This is a genomic window from Lutibacter sp. A64 (genome assembly GCF_022429565.1).
GTDB lineage: Bacteria > Bacteroidota > Bacteroidia > Flavobacteriales > Flavobacteriaceae > Lutibacter.
This window is the reverse complement of sequence record NZ_CP092487.1, coordinates 392,881-411,520: the sequence shown is the minus strand read 5'-3', so window position 1 is coordinate 411,520 and position 18,640 is coordinate 392,881. Positions and strand designations below refer to the sequence as shown.

Genomic DNA, 18,640 nt, shown 5'->3' with positions numbered 1-18,640 from the left:
AATTGATTAAAACATTGCTTTATTTACTCAATTTTTATTCATTTGAAGGCTTTCCTATTGTTGCTAAAATTCCTCCATCTACATAAACTACGTGTCCATTTACAAAATCACTAGCTTTAGATGCTAAAAATATAGCTGCTCCAGCTAAATCATTTGGATCTCCCCACTTTGCTGCCGGTGTTCTATTGATAATAAAATCATTAAATGGATGTCCTTCAACTCTTATTGGTTCTGTTTGTGAAGTGGCAAAATATCCAGGCCCAATTCCATTCACTTGAATATTATACTTTGCCCATTCTGTAGCCATATTCTGTGTTAACATTTTAAGACCTCCTTTAGCCGCAGCATACGCACCTACACTGTTTCGGCCAAACTCACTCATCATAGAGCAAATATTAATCACTTTACCTTGTTTACGAGAAACCATTCCTTTCACAACATGCTTAGATACTATAAAAGGACTCACCAAATCTATATCAATTACCTCTTTAAAATCTGAAACCTCCATTTCTAATAATAACGTACGTTTTATGATCCCTGCGTTATTGATTAAAATATCTATGTTTCCAACTTCTACTTCAATTTTAGCTATTGCTGCAATTACTTCAGCCTCAACAGATACATTAAACTTATAACCTACAGCTTTAATTCCTTCTTTTTCATAACCTGCAACCGCTGCATCAATTTTTTCTTGAGAAGAATTACCATTAACAACTATTGTCGCTCCTGCTAATCCTAAGCCTCTAGCCATTGCCATTCCTAGTCCATGAGTACTCCCAGTGATTAAGGCAATTTTTCCTTTTACATTAAATAAATCCATAATTCTATTAGTTACCTTAATTCAGTTATTTTAGCCACATCCATATCATTATAATCTAAATTTTCACCTGCCATTCCCCAAATAAATGTATAGTTTGAAGTTCCTGCTCCTGAATGAATTGACCATGGTGGAGATATAACAGCTTCAAAATTTTGCATCCAAATATGACGCGTTTCTTGAGGTTGCCCCATAAAATGACACACTGCTTGATCTTGTGGAATATCTATGTAAAAATAAACTTCCATTCTTCTATCATGTACATGTGCAGGCATTGTATTCCAAACACTTCCAGTTTTCAATTCAGTCATACCCATTTGTAATTGACAAGTGGTTACAATACCTCCAATAATCATTTGATTTACTGTTCTATGATTTGCAGTTTCTAAAGACCCTAATTCAATCTTATTAGCTTCTGCCTTGCTTACTTTTTTTATTGGATAACTTTTATGGGCTGGCGCTGCATTTAAATAATACTTAGCAGGGGTATTAACATCATCACTTTTAAAAATAACTTCTTTATTACCACTACCAATGTATAAAGCATCTTTTAAACCTAATTCGTAAATAGCACCATCTACTTCAACTGTTCCATTTCCTCCAACATTAATAATTCCAATTTCTCTTCTTTCTAAAAAATAATCTGCTTTCAAAGGATCAATTGATTCTAGGGTAAGCGGTTCAATTGGCACAGCAGAACCCGCAATATATCTGTCGTAATGTGAATAGGTAAGATTTATTTTACCTAATTCCATTAAATTATCAATTAAAAATTCGTCTCTTAATTGTTGTGTATCGTATTTTTTTACTGCATCGGGGCTTGATGCATAACGTGACTCATAGTGTGTTGACATAATAATTATTTTTAATTTATATTTAAACTTCTGTTTATTCCCAATTCTAATCCTCGCAACTCTGCTAATCCACGTAACCTTCCGATACCCGAATATCCTGGATTTGTTTTTTTATGTAAATCATCTAGCATTTGATGTCCGTGATCTGGACGCATGGGGATAAGCGCATCCTTCATTCCTAAATCAATTCTTCTTTTTTGCTCTATAAGTACTTCTTTTACTATGCTATACATATCCACATTTCCTTCTAAATGATTGGCTTCATAAAAATTTCCTGCAGCATCTCTTTGTGTACTTCGTAAATGTAAAAAATGAACTCTATCTGCAAATCGTTTAAAAATTTGCACTAAATTATTATCTGCTCTAACACCTAAAGAACCTGTGCAAAATGTAATTCCGTTTGATCTATTTGGTACTTGTTCAAACAAATAGGCGTAATCTTCTTCCGTACTTACAACTCTTGGTAATCCTAAAATTGGCATTGGTGGATCATCTGGATGAATACACATTAACACCTCATTTTGAGCAGCAATAGGTATAATTTCTTTTAAAAATAAAACTAAATTTTGTTTAAGAATTGTACTATCAATCTCATTATAAGTATTTAAAACTTCTTGAAATTGTTGTACAGTATAACCTTCTTCAGCACCTGGTAAACCAGCAATAATATCATTTGTTAGTTTTTCTATTTCACTTGTAGAAAGATCATTAAAATAGATTTCAGCATTATTTTGTTGAGCATTTGTATAAATTTCTTCAGCTCCAGGTCTTTTTAAAATGAAAAGTTCAAATGCAGCAAAAGCCACAACGTCAAAACGTAATGCTCTAGATCCGTCTTCTACTTCATAATCTAAAGACGTTCTTGTCCAATCCAACACTGGCATAAAATTATAGCACACAATGCTAATTCCGCAACTAGCTAAATTTTCAATACTCTTTTTATAACTTTCAATATATTGTTGAAAATTATCTGAATGTGTTTTAATATTTTCGTGTACTGGAATACTTTCTACAACACTCCAAGTTAAACCTGCTTGTTCAATTATAGATTTTCTCTTTTTTATTTCTTCAACCGTCCAAACTTCTCCGTTTGGTATATGATGCAAAGCAGTAACAACACCTGTAGCTCCTGCTTGTTTTATATCTGTTAATTGTACAGGATCTTTTGGCCCGTACCATCTCCAAGTTTGTTCCATAATTTCCTTTCTACTTTAATTAAACTCCACTAAAAGCACTAAATCCTCCATCAATAGGAACAACAATTCCTGTTACAAATTTTGAAGCATCTGAAATTAAATAATGAATAGAACCATTTAATTCGTCAGTTTCTCCAAATCGTTTCATTGGTGTATTTCTAATTATTGTATCACCTCTGTCTGTATAGTTTCCGGTTTCTTTATCAATTAATAAATCTCTATTCTGATTTCCTATAAAGAATCCTGGGGCAATAGCATTTACTCGTAAACCTTCACCAAATTTTAAAGCCAATTCAACAGCTAACCATTTTGTATAATTATCTATCGCTGCTTTTGAAGCTGAATAACCAACAACTCTAGTTATTGCACTTTGTGCAGTCATTGATGAAATATTAATAATTACACCTTGTTTGCTTTTAACCATTTCTTTTCCAAAAATCAAGGAAGGTAAAATACTTCCAAATAAATTTAAATCTACTACCTTTTTAAAATGATCTATATTCACATCAAAAATTGTTTGATTTTCGGCAATAGTAGCTCCTGGCATATTACCGCCTGCTGCATTAATTAATACATCAATTTTCCCAAATTTATCAATTATTTTATCTGATGTTTCTTTTAAACTAGATTCATCCATAGCGTTACAAACAAAACCAGCAACATTCGCATTAATTTTTTTAAGATTGTTAATGGCTGCATCTACTATTTCATCTTTATAATCTAAAATAACTACAATAGCTCCTTGTCCAAGTAGGTATTCTGCCATATTACCACCTAAAACTCCACCCCCACCAGTAATAAGTACAACTTTATTTTCTACATTAAATAAATTCATTTATAAGATATTTTATTATGTTTATTTACTTTTAATACAATTGTTCACTGCTTTCTCACAAAATTAAAAAAGTGTCAAAAGTGGAAAACTTCAAAGATGGCTTTCCATTAATCTAAACACCTTAAATACTCATTGCTTTTTAAATTGGTATAATCACTAGGTAGTTTTATACTAATTTACTTTCAAATTTCTAGAACAAACTTATATGCTTCTTATTAAAAAACCGTCCTGTACTGTCCTTTTTTTTGAATAAGTATAAATTAGCTTTATTTCTTAAAAGAAAAAAGATACCTTTTCAAACTGTCTTTTCTTCACTAAATTTTAATTACATAATTGATTTACTTTTATTTATTAAAAGTCATCATTTATAAATTGTTAAATATGTACCTTTAAAACTTTGGTTTAAAACCATTACTTCAATATTCATATTTTTTTCTGAAGGAATAACTTCAATACTTGCTTTTCCATTTGCCATACCTATAGATTCACTTCCGGTTGGTGTTCCCTGACTTTTTAACAACTCTCCACCACTTAAACACTGAAAATAGATTCTTTTTTCATAATCAAAACAATGCAATCCATTTTTATCAATAGCTGTTGCGGTTACTAAATAATTTCCGTTTTCTAATAATTTATACGACAACGTCAATTCTTTAGCAGTGTCATTCTTTTGAAAACGGTAGTTTACAGCCAATGTATCAGAAACTTGAGTACCATTGGTAGGTATCCCTACTGCTACCAATTTATTTTCACCTTCTGTAAAGTTTACATCCCAAGTATAACCAGATGCTGGAAACTTTGAGATATCACGTTCTTTTTCACCTAAAAGTACATTGTTATGATAAAAAGCTACTTTATCGCAATTACTATAAACACTAATAGTTCTGGTTAAATCTTTTGGTCCTTGGCGCTCGGTCCAAGTATGAGATTCTATATATGTAAAAGGAACTTCACTCCAATAACTTTTAAATACATAAAAAGCATCTTTTGGATTTCCATTACGATCAACTAACCCTTTTTGATTCATATAAGGAATGTCATTTTCAGGTCGTAAAGGAGTACCAAAATCTTTAAAAGCCCATTGAATATTTCCTACAAAAGTTGAATCGGTTTCTGAGATACGTAAATGCCAATCAAATAAATCAACAATATAATTTTCACTCCAATCACCAATTTGAGCAATGTTAGATACTTTAGTTTGCACTATGGCTTCTTCCCATTCATCAGCTTTTATTAAACCTTCACCAGTAATTGGATTTTCAGTATGACGACCAACGTGGCTTGAGCCTCCATATTCGGCATGTAAAAAATGATTGTATTCTTTTTTGTACTTATCAATTGCTTTTTGATAGCTTTTATAACTTCCTGAATACCAACCTGACCAAATTGAAGGAGAAAAAACATCTACAATATCTGAGCCTTCATAATATTTTCTAATTGCTGTTTTACGAGAAGGATCTAATGTGTGCGAAAGATTATTTAATTCTGTTAAAAATGAATTAATTTCAGTTCTATCATCACCATTTTCAAAATCTGGCAACCAGTAAATTTCATTTCCTAATGACCAAATAATAATACTTGGGTGATTAAAATTCTGAGAAATTATTTCGGTTAACATATTTTTAGTGTTGGTTTTCCATGTTTCATTTCCAACACCTCCACGACACCATGGTAATTCATCCCAAACCAATAAACCTAGTTCATCACAAGCTTTATAAACTTCAGGATCTTGAGGGTAATGTGCCAAACGCACAAAATTAACACCCATTTCTTTCATTAACTCCATATCAGCACGATGCTGTTTATTGCTCATTGCAGCACCAACACCTGCATGTTCTTCGTGCCTATGTGTACCACGTAATAATAATCGTTTTCCATTTAAATAAAATGGACCATTCTGTACAAATTCAAACCAACGAAAACCAATTCTTTCTTCAACTTCATCTTTAACTTCATTATTTTCAACTAAAGAAACATTAACAGTATATAAATTAGGTGTTTGGGTATCCCATAATTCAGGGTCTTTAATATTTTCAAATAAAATAGTTGTATTTGATTGAGAAACAGGAATACTTTGTGTTGCTACTTCAACACCTTTTGGATTTTTTAAACTAGCCGTTAAGCTTAAATTTGAATTATTTTCTACATTATTAAGCGTTGCTTCAATGTTTAAGGTTGCTTTTTCATTTGAAACCGCTGGTGTTGTAATTTTTAAATCTCCAATATTTGTTTTTGGCTTAGTTACCAACCAAACATCACGTGTAATACCTCCAAAAATAAAGAAGTCACTTTTTTGAGAAGGAATTACTTCAGGGTCATACGCATTATCAACACGAACTAATACTTCATTTTCACCTGTGTGAATTAAAGTTGTAATATCTATTTCAAAACCAATATAACCACCAATATGACTTCCTGCAAGTGTTCCGTTTACAAAAACTTTTGAATTAATATTTGCTCCTTCAAAATACAATATGTAATTCTGATCTAGAACTACTTCATTTATTTTTATTTTTTTTGCATACCAACTAGCATTTCGTCGGTATCCTGGTTCTACATCTGTAGCATCTGTGCTATTCCATGAGTGTGGTAGATTTAAAACCTCCCATTCACTAATCTTTAAAGCAGGTATTTTTCTGAATCGTTTTCTAAATATCTCCAATCTTTATTGATGTTTGTTTTACTACGTTGAACTGTACTATTTGAAGTACAAGAATTTATAGCTAAATCACAAATAAAAACAGTTAATAAATAAATTATTTTTAAAAAACTATGGTTTGTAATCTTCATTTTTTTTAATTTATAATTTCTATATTTTTTACTCTTTTATGAATATTAAAAAAGCGTGTTGCTTTTTAATATGAAATATTTAAAATTAAGGCTAAAACATTTTAACCTTTTAGTAACAGAGTATTTCAAACAAACTTAAAACCTATCGCCTCAAAAACCATCCTGCACTATCTTTTTAAATGTAACAAAAAAAGTAGTTGTTCTTTTTAAGAATAAAGAATTATATTATTTTATAATTATTCAAAACAACAAATAGTCATTAAATATTTTATAAATCCATTTCATATGTTCTCATTTGTAAACTTGAAGGATTGTCTACTGTTATTGTATTAGGTAGTTTAACTAGTTTTCCTGTTTTAATAGTACGTCGAAAAATTACAATAGTATCTGAAAATTGATTTGCTACTAATAAGAATTCTCCTGAAGGGTCTATTACAAAGTTTCTTGGATGCTCTCCGTATGTTGACACACGTTCTACAAATGTTAATTTCCCCGTAGAAATGTCTATTGAAAAAACAACAATACTATCCTCTTCTGGACCTCGATTTGAAGCATATAAAAATTTGCCATCTGGTGAAACATGAATATCCGCTGCTCTATAAATGTCTTGTTTTTGTTGATACGTTTGATAATCTTCACTAAAAGAAAGTCTACCGTTTTTATAATCATAAGCAGCTATTGTTCCACTTAATTCATTAATTCCATATCCATATAATCCAATTGGATGAAACGTAAAATGCCGTGGGCCACTACCTAATTTTGATTTAATTTCTTGTTGATTTTTTAAACAATCATTTAAGTTATCAAATGTAAATTTTCTAATTTTATCTGCGCCTAAATCGTGTGCAAACAGATATTTATTATCAGGAGAAAAATTAGAAGAATGTATGTGAGAAGAACGCTGACTACTTTTATTGATACTACTATCTTTAAATTGAAGAACTTGTTTAACTTTATTTAAACTACCATCTTTTCTTATTTTAAAAAGACTTAAACTACCATCAGAATAATTTGAATTCACCAAATAACTTACCATTTTATCAATTTCTATATGTACTGGATTTACACCTCCACAATCTTGTATATTTAACAATGATATAGTACCTTTAATAGAGTCAACACTAAATGCAGCAACTTTGCCATGATGTTCCATTTGGCTTTCTAAAACTGAATAAAGGTTTTTACCGTTGGGAGATAATCGTAAAAAAGAAGAATTGATAACACTATCTAATTCGAACGTTAATATAGCTTCGCCAGTTTTATTGTCAAACTCATAAATTTTTATACCTTTCCCTAGTTCTTTATCTGTAAAACTACCAACAAATAACAATGTACGATCTCTTTTATTCTGGCACCCAAACATTATAAACAGTACTATAACAACTACTAACTTTTTTAACATATTTTTCTATTTTATTTGATAAATCTCATTTCTAATTTTCGTATTTCCATAAAAAGATTTTATTTCTGAAGTTAAATCTAGTTTTTTAATAATTATACTCGGTTACTTTTAAGTTATTAGTACATATTGAATAATTAAATTTTTAATTTATTCATTTAACAAACCATCAAAAATTATTATTATTAAATAATAACAAAAAGAGGCTGTCTAAAAAGGCAGTCTCTTAAAACTTCACTCAACTATTATTTTAATATTATATAAGGCTCTCCTTTTAATTGAATACTTTTAGAAATCACCGTTTTTTGTCCCTGTCTTTTTTGGGTATTTTGAGCACCTCCAACTGAAATTTCAACAGTACCTGAAGTTACCTCCATTTTGTGGCTTGTTAAGTTAACTGTTGCTAATTGCTTTGGCGTAATTTTAAAAGACACTGTTTTAGATTCTCCTGCTTTTAAGTGAATTCGATTAAAACCTACCAAAGAATTTGTTGGATTAAAACCATCCGTTTCTCTAGTTATATAAACTTGAACTACTTCATCTCCATCAATACTACTCGTGTTTTTAACATCAACTTTTATATTCACTTCTTCAGAAGTTTTAAATCCAGAAACTATATTTAAATTATTGTATTCAAAAGTTGAATAACTTAATCCAAAACCAAAATCATACAATGCATCACCTTCAAAATAACGATAGGTTTTACCTTTCATATTATAATCATCAAAAGCTGGAATATCATTAATATCCTTATAAAAAGTTAAGGGTAATCTTCCTGCCGGGTTATAGTCTCCAAACAATACATCAGCAATGGCAGTTCCACCAGATTGACCAGGATACCAAGCTTCAACTATTGCTGGAATATTTTCTTGCTCCCAATTAACAGCTACTGCGCTACCGTTTAACAGTACTAAAACCATTGGTTTCCCTAACTTATTTAGTTTTTTCATTAAATTTGTTTGAGCTTTAGGCAGCTTAACATCTAATCTGTCTCCATGTGCAAAACCATCTACTTTCACTTTCATTTCTTCACCTTCTAACAACGGACTTAAGCCCATACATAAAATTACCACGTCTGATTCTTTTACTAATTGAATTGCTTCATTTTCTAAATTAGAATTTGGAACTTGCCAAAGCAACTGCATCATTGCATGCTCTGTATTATCTTGCTTATACTCTAATTTAATTTCATATGCCTTACCTGCCTCTAATTGCATGTATTCGTACTCTTTTCTAGGGTGGTGAACATCTTCTCTAGCAACTAACAATTTGTTGTTTACATACAATTTCATCCCTGAAAAAGCCTCTCCTCCAATAGCATAGCTACCAGTTTCTTTAACTGATAAATAACCCGTCCAACGTACTGAGAATTTATCATAACTCATATCTTCAAAAGGTGCAGTTGTTCCCCAAACAAAATCAATAGTATTATCTACTTTTTTATGAATAGGTTCTCCCGTTAAATCTATACTATTAAAGTATTCAGCATTTAACCCATTAGATTTCAAATCTTTTGAAGTAAATAATACTTCCGATGGAATAATATCAAAAATTGGCAATCCTTCTGCTAACGGTGTTCCAACAGCATACCTAACTTTGGCATTAGGTAATTTTTCTTGAATACCTTTTAATGGCGTAATTGGGTTTGAAGGGTACCCATTGTAATTAGCTAACAATGTTTCTAAATCATTGGCATTTGGACCAATTACAGCAACCTTTTTAACGTTTTTATTTAATGGTAATATATTGTTTTCGTTTTTTAATAAAACAATTGATTTTCTTGCGGTTTGAAGTGCTAATAACCTATGCTGCTCTGAATCTACAATATCAAACGGTATTTTTTCGTATTTAACGGCTCCTTCAGGTGCAAATAAACCTACTTTCATTCGTGCTATCATTAATCTTTCAACTGAAACAGCCAATTCACTTTCTGTTATATGTCCGTTTTTAACAGCTTCTACTAATGCAGGATAAGAATCGCCACAATTTAAATCTGTTCCAGCTTTTACAGCCATTGCAGCAGCTTCTTGCTGTGTTTCTGTTATTGCATGAGCATCTTTGTCATAAAAATCTATAATTGCCCAACAATCAGAAACTATATACCCTTTAAATCCCCAATCTTTACGTAATAAATCACTTAACTCTGTATTTCCACAACAAGGTAAGCCATTGTAACTATTGTAAGCACACATAACCGAATAAACATTTGCTTCTTTTATAACCTTTTCAAATTGAGGTGTGTACGTGTTTAGCATATCAAACACTGTAGGTTCTGCATTAAAACGATGTCTATCAGCCTCAGGCCCACTATGTACGGCAAAATGCTTTGCTGTAGCAACTAATTTTAAATATTTTGGATCATCACCTTGTAAACCTTTGATAAACTGAATACCTAGTTCGCCAGTTAAATAAGGATCTTCACCATAAGTTTCCATTCCTCTTCCCCAGCGTGGGTCTCTAAAAATATTAATATTTGGTGTCCAAAATGTTAAGCCTTGATAAATACCTCGTTTTCCTCTTGATACAAATTCATGATGTTTTGCTCTAGCTTCGTCAGAAATAGCTGTAGCAACATTAAACATTTGCTCTTTATCCCACATTGCTCCCATTCCTATAGCTTGAGGAAAAACTGTAGCAACACCTGCTCTGGCAACTCCATGCAAGCATTCATTCCACCAATTATGAGCTGGAATCTCTAAACGATCAATTGATGGAGATTGATAGCTCATTTGTGATACTTTTTCTTCTAATGTCATTAAAGAAACCAAGTGTTCTGCACGTTTTTCAAATGATAAAGAATCATTTTTATGAGCCGGTGTTTTATCTGAACAAGAAGCTATAATAAGTGTGAAAAATATGATAATTGTTAATTTTAATTTCATTCTAAAATTCTTTTTATTATTTTAATAGACTATTTTAACCCTTCTAAAAATCCTGTATGTGCTTTTTTAATTTCAAAATTAGCATCAAACAACAAAGGCCATTCATTGTAATTATTATGAAATGATAATAGCCACGATTCATCATCTTTCATTCCCCAAATAGTAATTGCGTATTTATTTTCTGCCGGTATTGCATTGTAAATTTCTACTACTTCTCTTATTTTATTTTTTTGTGCAACTTGTCTTTCTGGAGTAAATGATGTAATATCCTTATCAGGATTTACGCGTACATCTAATTCAGAAAAATGAAGTTTTAATCCTTTAGCTACAGCTTTATCAACAGCTGTTTGCATTTGAGCTACCGATGGACTATTGTATTGAATATGCATTTGAAACCCAACACCATCAATTGGCACATTGTTAGCTTTCATATCATCAATTAAATTAAATATTGCAATTTGTTTTGCAACATCTGTAGTTACAGAATAATCGTTATAAAATAACAATACATCTGGATCTGCATCACGTGCAAATTGAAAACATTTTGCTATATAATCATTTCCCATTTTTTGGCTAAACACAGTGCTTCTTAAAGATCCATCCGTATTATTAATGGCTTCGTTTACTACATCCCAAGAAGTTACTTTACCTTTATATCTTGTTAATACAGCTGTTATATAATCTTTAACTTCTTTTTCAAACTCTGCATCTGTTCCTGTATAATTTTCTAACCAATCTGGAGTTGATTCGTGCCAAACTAGTGCGTGACCGTGAACATTAATTCCATTTGCTGTTGCATAATCAACTAGGGCATCTGATTTTGACCAATCATAATTACCTTTTGTTGGTTGAATTATATTCATTTTCATTTCATATTCTCCCGAGATACTTGAAAATTCATTTTTTAAAATTTCATCATATATAGATCCATCTGTAAGTTGATCAGCTTTTACAGCCATTCCAACATAAAAGGTGGTTGCAGCATCTTTTAAATAAGTTGTAAGTTCTGGTCCATTTGCTTCTAAAGTTGTTACTTGTAATATTCCTGAATTTTTCGATTTTTCAGAACTAGATACAGCTCTTACTCTATAAAAATAATTAGTTCCTTCATCTAAACCATAAACATCTTCACTAAACATAGTTGTTGGTTTTGCTTCATAGCCGACTACAAAAGATTCAAATTTTTCATTTGTTGAAATATCCAATTCGTAACCATCTGCATTATAAACTCGTGTCCAACTTACAGTAAATCCATTTGAGGTTACATTAGTTGCTGAATTAATTATTGGACTACCTAATTCTGTAGTCTTTGCAATATCGCTATCATCTCCTGCATTTGCACAATTAATAAGTGTAAACAAGCTTCCAATGATAAAAATATAGAATGTATGTATAAATTTTATTTTCATTATTTTCTATTTTAAGGGTTGCTCTAATGGAATAAGCAACCCTAGTTTAACTCAATTATTTTATTACTGAATTATATTTTTTCTTTAAGTTCAATACCATCTACATAAAATGTACCTTGAGAAACTCCCATATCTAATACTAACCTTGTTGAAGCATCATTTGCTACAAAATCCCAAGTAACTTGTTGCCAATCTGATGTTACTGTAAAATCGGGACCGTATAAAGCTCCTGTTGCAGCATTTGTTGAAAAACGAACAGTTACAGCTTCACCTTTAATCCACATTGAAGCAGTGTACTCTTTATCAACCTCAATCTCTACTGGGTCACTTACAAATTGTGCATCCCAAGAATTTCCTGCTGCAGGATTTACAACTTTTAATGCTCTTGCTCCACTGTATATTTCTGTAGTTTCAGCAAACATTCTATCTGCTCCATTCCACATTCCCCAGTTTTCAAAATTATCGCCATCGCCTAATTCTAAATCACTATTTAACAAAATATTTTGTGGTCCTGTAGGAGGTAATTTTGATGGTTGAACTGTTTCGTATACTTGCCATCTTATATTATCAAATTGAACTATAGATGGATTTGGTGTTGCAGCGTTTTGATTAATACTAACTTTAACTTGATTTAAAGCAGCTGGATTTGCATCACCATTACTTTGATTAGAAGGATCATAGTTTTTACCAAAATCTGAAACTAAACCTTCAATTGTTTGCCATCCATCAGAAGATATTACGTAATTAAATGCCCAGTTTACACCATCAGTATCAACAATAAAAACATCTACACTTGTTCCAATAGCTCCATTTGCATTTACATCCATTAAAAACACAACTTTTTCTGGATTTGATTCTTCCATCATTAATGCTCCTGCATCTGACTGACAACCATTGTAACCATTTGCTGTTGCACCTGCCCAAGTAAGTTCAGCATAATTTCCTGAAATTCCACCTGCGTTTTTATATTCAAACGTATTAAAATCTCCATAAGTAACCCAGTTATTATTTGGTCGTAAACCTCCACCATCAAAATCAGTGACTAACAACTCTTCAAACCCTAAATAAATATCTAATTCTTTTGTTATAGAGCCACCTTCGGTTATAATTTCTAATTCACCTCCTTGAGTTAAATCTGCAGGAATTGTAAACGTAATTTGTTCTGAAGAAACTACATTAAATTCCATTGATTCTCCTTGATAAATAACATCCAACACATTGTAAAACCACTCTCCATTCACTTCTACTTGATTTCCAACAGTTGGTCTTTCTGGGTTAAAATTTGCTATAAAAGGTGTTGGTTGTAAAATTTTAAAATTTGATTGAAATAACGTTCCATCTTCTTTTGTAAATGTAATTGTCTGATTTCCAAACCTACTTCCTTTTGCTTCATCAAAAGGTACTGTAAATGATATTGCTAAATTTGAATTAAATACTGGATTGAATAAAACTTCAACCTTATCATCAAAAAATATAGTTTTTACATTTTGAAGGTCTTCGCCTTCCGCCATTACAACGTCTCCTGGATATGCTTTATTTACACCCAAACCTGTATCCGATGAATATATTCCCGAAATTACAGGTTCTAGCATATCATCATTATCATCACAAGCAGTAAATACAAATGTACTTGCAAGAAAAATGAATAAATACTTTATATATTTTATTTTATTTGTATTCATAATTTTATAAGTTTTTAAAATTCAAATGCTACAGGTTCTTCTAATAACAAAGGATTCTTTGCCGTTTCAGCACTTGGAATTGGTAATAAAAAATCACTTTCTGAAGGTGTAACCTTTTTAGATGCAATAATATTTATATCTCTATCTTGATAAACACCTCTTTCTTGATTTGCTATAATTTCTAAAGCTTCAACTCTATCTCTACGAACTAAATCGAACCAATAATCACCTTCGACAACAAATTCAATTCTTCGTTCATTAAAAATATCTTCAGCTGTAATTTCATCTTTTGCATCTAATCCTGCTCTAGTTCTAACTGCGTTATATGCGTCAAGTGCATTTTGATCTGTAGTAGATGTATTATTAGCTAAAATACTTTCAGCGTGCATTAATAAAATATCTGCATAACGTAATATATTTGTGTTTACATCAGTTGACATAAAACACACGTTACCTTCATCTGGAGAGCCAACAATATATTTTCTAAACCCTGCAATAGTACTTGTTAAACCATCTTCTGGTACTGTATAACCTCCTTCTGCTGTTACTAATTCTGGATAAAAACTTCCAGGTTCCATAATAGTTCTATAACGTCTTAAATCTCCATCTTCATAAGCATTCATTAAATCTATACTTGGTTGAAATGTTCCCCAACCATCACCTACTTGCGTTAATTTTGGTGAAGCAGCTAAATATGCTTGATTAACGTTTTGAAATCCCCAATCTCCACAGGCAACCCATTGTAAAGCAAAAATAGATTCAATGTTATTATTGTAAACTGGATTAAATAAATCTTGGTAATTAGTCATTAAACTATATAGTCCACTATTAATTACTTTAGTAGTATAAATATTAGTGTTTGTATAATCACCTTGAGCTAAATATACTTTTGCTAACATACCATCACAAGCTGATTTTGTAGCTCGACCTTGATTGTTAGCATCCCATTGAGAAGGAAGTAAACTGTATGCTTTTTCATAATCTTTTATGATAAAGGCATAAATATCTTCAACTCTATTTCTATAAACTGGCTCTTTTGAATTTATTTGATCTACAGAATGTATAATAGGTATTGCACCCCATATTCTAACCAAATAAAAATATGCAGAAGCTCTCATAAAATAAGCTTCTCCCATTACTTGGTCTATAACCTCTTTTGAAACGTCTGCACCTACTTTTGTTTCTAAATTATGCATTAGAACGTTTGCATTTGCAACAACGTTATATAAAGAATCCCATCCTTCATTAGCAAATTGATTTGCTCCGTTTACAGAAAAATTCTCAAATTGCGCAAGGTCTGAATAACTTCCAATTGCATTTCCACTGTATAAATCTCCAATACTAATTAGAAATTTTTCATTAAAATAAAACCAAGGGTAACCATACATTGGGCTTCCCGAACTTAATACCTGTTGATCTGTGTTGAAGAAATTATCAACGGTTAAAGCATCTTCCGGTGGATTATTTACAAAATCTTCTGAACAAGATGCTGCAAATATCAACACAAATACTATTAATAATTTATATATTTTCATAATAAAATGTTTTAGTCAATTAAAATTCTACATTTACTCCTACCATATACGTTCTCGGCACAGGATACCTACCGTTATCAATACCCATCATCATTGAATTTTGGTTAAATGCTCCTATTTCAGGGTCGTAACCAGAATAATTAGTAAATGTGTACAAGTTTTGGATAGTAGTGTAAAATCTAACTTTACTTATTAAACTTTGTTTATCTAGAATAGCTGATGGTAATGTATAACCTAGTGTTATATTTTGAATTCTTAAATAAGAACCATCTTCAACAAATCTATCTGATACACCTGCATTTCCATTTGGATCACCAAAAACAAATCTAGGTATACCTGTATTTTCATTTACACCTTTAATAAATCTGTTATTTATAACTACAGATTGGTTACCGTTTAACTCTAACATACCTTCTGTTAACTTACGTGTCCAATTATAAACGTCATTCCCATAAGAACCATTCATTGCTAATGCTAAATCCCAGTTTTTATAGTTTAAGTTATTTGAAATGCTAAATGTAAAATCTGGATGTGGATTACCTATATACGTTTTATCTTTATCGTCAATTACATTATCTCCATTTATATCTTTCCATTTAATATCTCCTATCCAAATACCTGTATCTTCATTAATATCGCCTTGAGATGGACTATTGTACAATTCTTCTTCGCTTGAAAATAAACCATCAGAAATAAGACCATAATACAACCCTACTGGTTGTCCAACAGCCGTTTTGGTAATGGTGTTATTAAATTCAATTGTTTGGAATATAGCAGAATTATCATCAGCTAAAGAGACTAACTTATTCTTGTATTTTGAAAAAACAAAAGAACTTGTCCAATTAAAATTATCGTTTGAAATGTTACGTGTTGTTAACATTACATCAATACCCTTATTTTCCATTTCACCTAAATTTACAAATGGAGGTTGTAACCCTAAATAAGAGGCTACATTATAAGCTCCTAAATAACTTGGCAATGGCTCTTGAAATAAGAAATCTGCTGAAGTTTTCTTATACAAATCTAAATCTAACTTTATTTTATTATCAATAAAACCTAACTCTATACCTAAGTTTGTAGACTTGGTAGATTCCCATTTAACATCTGGATTTGCAATGTTTTGCTGTGTAAACCCCGTACCGTATGCAGTTGCAACATTTCTTAACGCTGCTCCATATTTATAACCACCAATGTTTTGATTTCCTACTTCACCATATCCAATTCTTACCTTTGCTAAACTGATGATATCTTCAGTACTTTCCATAAAGTTTTCATTACTTAATACCCAAGCAGCAGAAAATGATGGAAAATATCCCCATTTGTTATTGTCTCCAAAGTTTGACGAAGCATCGGCACGCATAGTTGCTGTTAACAAATACTTACTATCAAATGAATAATTTACTCGCCCAAAGTATGACATTAAACTCCAAGTACCTTTCCAGTTATTATTTCTAGCCGTATCTTCATCTCCTAAATTAATTGTGCTAATATCATTGGTTAAGAAATCTCTTCTGCTTAAACTAACTCCTTCCCATTTAGATTCTTGAGATTCCTGACCGACCATTGCGTTAATAGAATGTTTGCCTATTGTTTTGTTGTAGTTTAAATAGTTTTTATAAATCCAGTAAAAGCTATCTGTATTTTGTTTAGCTGAAGTTGCAACACTATTGGACTCTATTCCCATTTCATAAGTTGGATTAAATACTGCTACTTTAGTGGTATTATAATCATAACCTAATTCAGTTCTAAATGTAAAATCTTTTAAAATTGAAAATTCTCCAAAAAAGTTTCCGTTTATTTTAAAACGATCTAATTGGTTATTTCTAATTTCTGCCCAAGCAACTGGGTTTCTACCATTACTAACTCCTGTGTTATCTGTTGGTCCTCCCCAACTTCCATCTGAATATTTTACTGGAACACCAGGCGACTGTCTAACAGCACTACTAATTACACCACTTTCATCATCATTAAAAGTTATATGTTCGCGTGATTTACTTACAGTAATATTATTTCCAACTTTGAACCAATCATTTACTTTGTGGTCTAAATTTAATCGGATAGCGACTCTGTTAAAATCTGAATTAATAACTATACCTTCTTGATCAAAATAGTTTATTGATGTATAAAATTTTGTTTTTTCTGTTCCTCCTTTTACAGAAACTTGATGATTCATAATTGGAGCCACTTGAAATATTTCTTTTTGCCAATTAGTTCCACTTCCTAATAAAGCTGTATTTTGTAACTCTAAGGGAACTGATTGCCCTCTAACTGCTGCTATTTCTTTATAGAATTCTGCATATTCTTGTAGATTCATTAAATCTATATATGTTGGTGTGCTTTGATAACCTAAATAAGATTCATAGGAAATAGTTGATTTACCATTCTTTCCCTTTTTAGTTGTTATTAAAACTACCCCATTAGATGCTCTTGAACCATAAATAGCCGTTGCTGATGCATCTTTTAATACCTGCATAGATTCTATATCTGAAGGGTTTATGCTAGATAGTGCACTAACTTTTGTTTGCCCATTTCCACCTCCTAATGATGAAAAAGAAAACGAATCATTATTAGAATCTGCTTCAACTGGAACTCCATCTATTACATACAATGGTTCATTATTACCCGTTAATGAAGTTATTCCTCGTACTCTAACAGAAACGCCTCCTCCTGGTGCTCCAGAATTTTGCATTACAGTTACTCCTGAAACTTTACCTTGTAAGGCTTGATCAACTCCTGTAAATGGTTGATCTTCTAAAGCATCAGCTTTTACTGTTGCAATAGCTCCTGTTAAATCACTTTTTTTAACAGCTCCATATCCAATAATTACAACTTCATCTAAAGATTGAGCATCTTCGTTCAAAGTAATATTGATGGTTGTTTTACCATTAAGTGCTACATTTTGAGTTTGAAACCCAACATAACTAACAATTAATGTGGCATTTAATGGAACTTGTTCTAAAATAAAATTCCCATCAAAATCAGATATAGTACCATTGTCGGTACCTTTAACTAAAATACTTGCTCCAGGTAATGGTACGTCTCCACTGGAGACTGTTCCTGTAACAGTTTGACTAAAAATTACGCTTCCGGATAATAATATCAACAGAAAAAATAACTTTTTTACAAATTTGTTGTTCATAATTAATTTTACTATTTGGTTAAATAAATTTGTGTTTTGAATTTTTATCTAGCATTACTAAAACGTTTTCAAAAAATTCTAATTAAAATTACATTTAACTTT

12 protein-coding genes are annotated in these 18,640 nt (G+C 31.2%); all 12 read right to left on the bottom strand.

The genetic code is table 11. The features are described from left to right. Nucleotides 1-34: 34 nt before the first annotated feature. Nucleotides 35-820: a gluconate 5-dehydrogenase gene (locus MKD41_RS01480; RefSeq protein WP_240243680.1), complete on the bottom strand. Its 786-nt coding sequence runs from the start codon at nt 818-820 to the stop codon at nt 35-37. A gap of 11 nt (nt 821-831) precedes the next feature. Beyond that, nucleotides 832-1,671, bottom strand: coding sequence for a 5-dehydro-4-deoxy-D-glucuronate isomerase (gene kduI / locus MKD41_RS01475; protein ID WP_240243679.1), 840 nt, complete (start codon nt 1,669-1,671; stop codon nt 832-834). Nucleotides 1,672-1,682: 11 nt separating this feature from the next. Beyond that, complete coding sequence (gene uxuA, locus MKD41_RS01470; protein ID WP_240243678.1) at nt 1,683-2,867, bottom strand: mannonate dehydratase; 1,185 nt, start codon at nt 2,865-2,867, stop codon at nt 1,683-1,685. 19 nt (nt 2,868-2,886) lie between these two features. Then, entirely contained in the window at nt 2,887-3,702 is an 816-nt protein-coding gene (locus MKD41_RS01465; RefSeq protein ID WP_240243677.1) for an SDR family oxidoreductase, read from the bottom strand. A gap of 361 nt (nt 3,703-4,063) precedes the next feature. Continuing rightward, complete coding sequence (locus tag MKD41_RS01460) at nt 4,064-6,364, bottom strand: glycoside hydrolase family 2 protein (protein ID WP_240243676.1); 2,301 nt, start codon at nt 6,362-6,364, stop codon at nt 4,064-4,066. After that, on the bottom strand, nt 6,322-6,492 hold the full coding sequence (locus tag MKD41_RS01455) for a hypothetical protein (protein WP_240243675.1): 171 nt from the start codon (nt 6,490-6,492) through the stop codon (nt 6,322-6,324). The genes MKD41_RS01460 and MKD41_RS01455 overlap by 43 nt, the downstream gene beginning before the upstream one ends. 268 nt (nt 6,493-6,760) lie before the next feature. Continuing rightward, nucleotides 6,761-7,894, bottom strand: coding sequence for a lactonase family protein (locus MKD41_RS01450; protein WP_240243674.1), 1,134 nt, complete (start codon nt 7,892-7,894; stop codon nt 6,761-6,763). A gap of 242 nt (nt 7,895-8,136) precedes the next feature. After that, nucleotides 8,137-10,773 carry a glycoside hydrolase family 3 protein gene (locus tag MKD41_RS01445; protein ID WP_240243673.1) on the bottom strand — a complete coding sequence of 879 codons (2,637 nt, stop codon included), beginning with the start codon at nt 10,771-10,773 and terminating at the stop codon, nt 8,137-8,139. A 29-nt stretch (nt 10,774-10,802) separates the two neighbouring features. Then, nucleotides 10,803-12,182, bottom strand: a complete 1,380-nt coding sequence (locus MKD41_RS01440) for an endo-1,4-beta-xylanase (RefSeq protein ID WP_240243672.1) — start codon at nt 12,180-12,182, stop codon at nt 10,803-10,805. 71 nt (nt 12,183-12,253) lie between these two features. Then, nucleotides 12,254-13,864, bottom strand: a complete 1,611-nt coding sequence (locus MKD41_RS01435) for a carbohydrate binding domain-containing protein (RefSeq protein ID WP_240243671.1) — start codon at nt 13,862-13,864, stop codon at nt 12,254-12,256. 14 nt (nt 13,865-13,878) lie between these two features. Further along, nucleotides 13,879-15,399: a RagB/SusD family nutrient uptake outer membrane protein gene (locus MKD41_RS01430; RefSeq protein WP_240243670.1), complete on the bottom strand. Its 1,521-nt coding sequence runs from the start codon at nt 15,397-15,399 to the stop codon at nt 13,879-13,881. Between the two features lie 19 nt (nt 15,400-15,418). Next, nucleotides 15,419-18,502, bottom strand: coding sequence for a SusC/RagA family TonB-linked outer membrane protein (locus tag MKD41_RS01425; RefSeq protein WP_240243669.1), 3,084 nt, complete (start codon nt 18,500-18,502; stop codon nt 15,419-15,421). Nucleotides 18,503-18,640: the final 138 nt, after the last annotated feature.